Source organism: Schnuerera sp. (assembly GCF_035459645.1).
GTDB lineage: Bacteria > Bacillota > Clostridia > Tissierellales > Tepidimicrobiaceae > Schnuerera.
Genome location: NZ_DATHXO010000225.1, coordinates 1 through 3,504 on the forward strand (window position 1 = coordinate 1; position 3,504 = coordinate 3,504).

General features: G+C 31.0%; 6 protein-coding genes. All 6 read left to right on the forward strand.

Annotated features, from left to right (window positions below; genetic code table 11):
- Positions 1 to 187 (forward strand): sigma-70 family RNA polymerase sigma factor (locus VK998_RS05340; protein WP_325226324.1); only part of this gene is annotated, 187 nt, incomplete at its 5' end.
- Positions 188 to 227: 40 nt separating this feature from the next.
- Entirely contained in the window at positions 228 to 449 is a 222-nt protein-coding gene (locus VK998_RS05345) for a DUF1659 domain-containing protein (protein WP_325226326.1), read from the forward strand.
- A 31-nt stretch (positions 450 to 480) separates the two neighbouring features.
- Entirely contained in the window at positions 481 to 699 is a 219-nt protein-coding gene (locus VK998_RS05350; protein ID WP_325226328.1) for a DUF2922 domain-containing protein, read from the forward strand.
- Between the two features lie 59 nt (positions 700 to 758).
- Positions 759 to 902, forward strand: a complete 144-nt coding sequence (locus tag VK998_RS05355) for a YvrJ family protein (protein ID WP_325226330.1) — start codon at positions 759 to 761, stop codon at positions 900 to 902.
- Between the two features lie 61 nt (positions 903 to 963).
- Positions 964 to 1,548 (forward strand): hypothetical protein, encoded by a 585-nt coding sequence (locus tag VK998_RS05360; protein ID WP_325226332.1) that lies wholly within the window; start codon positions 964 to 966, stop codon positions 1,546 to 1,548.
- Between the two features lie 109 nt (positions 1,549 to 1,657).
- The coding region (gene recD2 / locus VK998_RS05365; RefSeq protein WP_325226334.1) for an SF1B family DNA helicase RecD2 at positions 1,658 to 3,504 on the forward strand (1,847 nt) is incomplete at its 3' end.

Genomic DNA, 3,504 nt, shown 5'->3' on the forward strand with positions numbered 1-3,504 from the left:
AGAAATAGATTTATTAATAAAAAGCTTAAATTATCTTACAAAAAGACAGAAACAGGTAGTACTAGATTATTATATAAACCAATTATCCATAGGTGAAATTGCAGATAAATTAGGGGTTTCGTATAGGACGGTAGTCAATACGAAAACTCAAGGAATAAAAAAATTAAGAAAAAGAATAGTAAAATAAGCCACCTCCATCCATATAAGGAGTAGAAGGAGGTGAGAACATGGCAGTAGTCGATATTAAAGAAAATGTAAGACTAAAGCTTGAGCTAGATGGAGGCATGGACGGGGATAGACATGTAATTAAGTCTAAAACCTTATCCAGAGTAAAACCAACAGTAGAAAACGAAGACCTATTTTCAGTAGCTCAGTCTTTATCAGGGCTTCAAACTTTACCTCTATTCAAAGTTAAAAGATTAGAGGAAATCGAACTAAGAGAAGAATAATTTAATTAAATAGGCAGAAGGAGGTGATTAAATGGAACAAACAAAATTGCAGTTAGCCTTTAAAGATGAAGCGGGGAAAAAATTTACCATATCTTTAGACGAACCTAGAGAAGATTTAACGGAAGTAGAAGTAGGGACGGCCATGGATGATATAGTGAATAGAAATGTGTTTTTCTCTGCAGCTGGAGATATTGTAGCTAAAGAAAGTGCTCGATTCATAACTACAACAATAGAAGAAATAGCAATTTAATTTAATTTAAGGGCAGACCAATGTGTCTGCCCTTAATCAAATTGAAAGGAGAGAATAGTATGGAAGAGATTTATACCCATATAGCTAATTTAGGCTTTCCAATAGTAATCTCTATATATTTATTGGTTCGAATAGAAGGAAAGCTTAATATGCTAACAGAAAGTATAAATGACCTATCTAAAGCTATAGCCAGAATTAAATGAAAAATCCCCTTCTTGACACAGAACACATGTTCTGATAAAATAAGTCAAGGAGGGGATTTTTATGGATATAGAGAAAATAATTTGTGAAGAACTAATAGCTATCCTTCCAGTATACTTGGCTATGAAAGGGAATTGTACATTGTTATTGACGAAAGAAGGAGGAAGGTATGAAATTGAAAAAACAGTTAGAACAGTTTTAAATAAGATTAGCAAATTTTATTTAATAGATTTAAAAGAAACAAAAAAATACTACGGGAATATATTAAATATTAAAAATTTGACTCCTATTCCATTCAATGGGGGGAATGTTTTCATACCTATAAAGGTAAGAAAACCTTTGTGTAAAAATGATGGTTCCTTTGGATATGTAAATATAAAATATATTGATGATACATTTAGAAAAAAGGATAAAACCATAATTCAATTAAAGGACCAAAACATAATAGAATCATTATCATCCCTAGAAACAGTAAACAAACATATAAAAAATGGGCATATAGTAAAAAAACTGTTCAAGGAAAGGGAATATACAATAACCATCAATGAAAGGAATATGTTTAATGAATACGACAAACCAGCAACCAAAAGTGATATAGCTATAATAATAAATGAAATACTTAAAATACAGCAAAAAATCCAATTTTGAATTGAGTATATTTTTAGTAATTTTAAAGGGAAGTCGAAAAATCTTAACTTCAATTGTAATATGTATATGATATAATAATGTTTAACAATATGGGTAGAGGAGAATTAGTTTGTTAACATTGGAAGGCATGGTAGAAGATATAATATTTAGAAATGAAATAAATACATATACAGTTGCAAGTATTGATACTACTGATGGGAAAGCGACTATTGTTGGCTATATACCACTTATCAATATAGGGGAGACTATAAAAGTAGAAGGAGAATGGATTTATCATCCAACCTATGGAGAACAGTTAGAAATATCCAATGTTTCCATAGTAGTCCCTTCTACTATAAATGGTATTGAAAAATATCTATCCTCTGGAATGATTCCCTATATAGGTCCAAAAACAGCCAAAAGAATCGTAGATAAATTTGGAAAAGATGCTTTAGATATAATTCAATACAATCCAGAGAGGTTGAAGGAAATAGAAGGAATAGGGGACAAAAAATTAAAAAAGATAGTAGAAGCCTTTGAAGAACAGGGAGAACTAAGGGACATTATGGTGTTTCTCCAACAATATGGGATAACAGCCAATTATGGAATTAGAATATATAAAAAATATGGTAAGGATACCATAAATATAATTTCTGAAAATCCATATAGACTTTCAGAAGATATTTTTGGCATAGGTTTTAAAACTGCAGATAAGATTGCACAAAATATGGGTATTAGCATTGAATCCCCCTATAGGATAGAAGGGGGTATTAGATATATGATAAATAAATATGCTGCCAGTGGTCACACCTATGTTCCTAAAGAAGAACTAATACCGAGTGCTTCGGGATTATTAGGAGTAGATGAGAATTTGGTGGAAGCATCCCTAAGGGATTTAGCTATAAAAGGGATTATTCATATATTAAATATTAAAGATGAAACTAGAGTTTACTATACTCCTTTCCATATAGCGGAGAACAATGTAAGTAGAAAAATAGTAGAATTGTCCAGAGTTGAATTAGAGGACTTTGATCTTGATATAGACAATATTATCAACAAAATAGAAAAAGAAGATGGTTTAATATTTGCAAAAAAACAAAGAGAAGCCATTGAGGAATCTATTAAGAATGGAATAATAGTAATTACTGGAGGACCAGGTACGGGAAAAACTACCATCATAAATGCTATAATCAAAATATTTAAAGACCAAGGATTAAACGTAAATTTAGCTGCACCTACAGGAAGAGCAGCCAAAAGAATGACTGAAACTACAGGAATAGAATCAAAAACTATCCATAGACTGTTAGAGTATTCCTATATGGAAGAAGAAATGGCCTTTGGATTAGATGAAGATAGTCCATTAGATACGGATTTGTTGATTATAGACGAAGCATCTATGATAGATATTTTGTTGATGAATAGTTTACTCAAAGCCATAGTGCCAGGAACACGACTTATTTTAGTAGGAGATGTAGACCAGTTACCATCAGTAGGAGCAGGAAATGTCTTAAAAGACATTATAAATAGTAGTGTAGTAAAGGTAGTAGAACTAAATGAAATATTCCGTCAAGCAGAAGAAAGCTTAATAGTAGTCAATGCCCATAGGATTAATAAAGGGGAAAGACCTATATTAAATGAAAAAGACAAGGATTTTTATTTTATAAAGGAACATAATCCTAATAATATTGTAAATATTGTATTGTCCTTATGCAAAGAAAGACTACCTGCTTATTATGGAGTAGATTCTTTTAAAGATATCCAAGTATTAGCTCCCATGAAAAAGGGAGATGTTGGTATAAATGCATTAAATAAATACTTACAAAATGTATTAAATCCAAAATCCAATAATAAAAAGGAAAAACAAATAGGGGATGAACTATTCCGAGTTGGAGACAAGGTAATGCAGATTAAAAACAATTATACCACAGAGTGGGAGATAATAAAGGATGGAGTAGTTGAAGAAAAAGGAGAAGGAGT

What these genes read in the sequence shown, in the direction of transcription:
- VK998_RS05345 (WP_325226326.1), top strand. Translation starts at nt 228, where the DNA reads ATGGCAGTAGTCGATATTAAAGAAAATGTAAGACTAAAGCTTGAGCTA.
- VK998_RS05350 (WP_325226328.1), top strand. Translation starts at nt 481, where the DNA reads ATGGAACAAACAAAATTGCAGTTAGCCTTTAAAGATGAAGCGGGGAAA.
- VK998_RS05355 (WP_325226330.1), top strand. Translation starts at nt 759, where the DNA reads ATGGAAGAGATTTATACCCATATAGCTAATTTAGGCTTTCCAATAGTA.
- VK998_RS05360 (WP_325226332.1), top strand. Translation starts at nt 964, where the DNA reads ATGGATATAGAGAAAATAATTTGTGAAGAACTAATAGCTATCCTTCCA.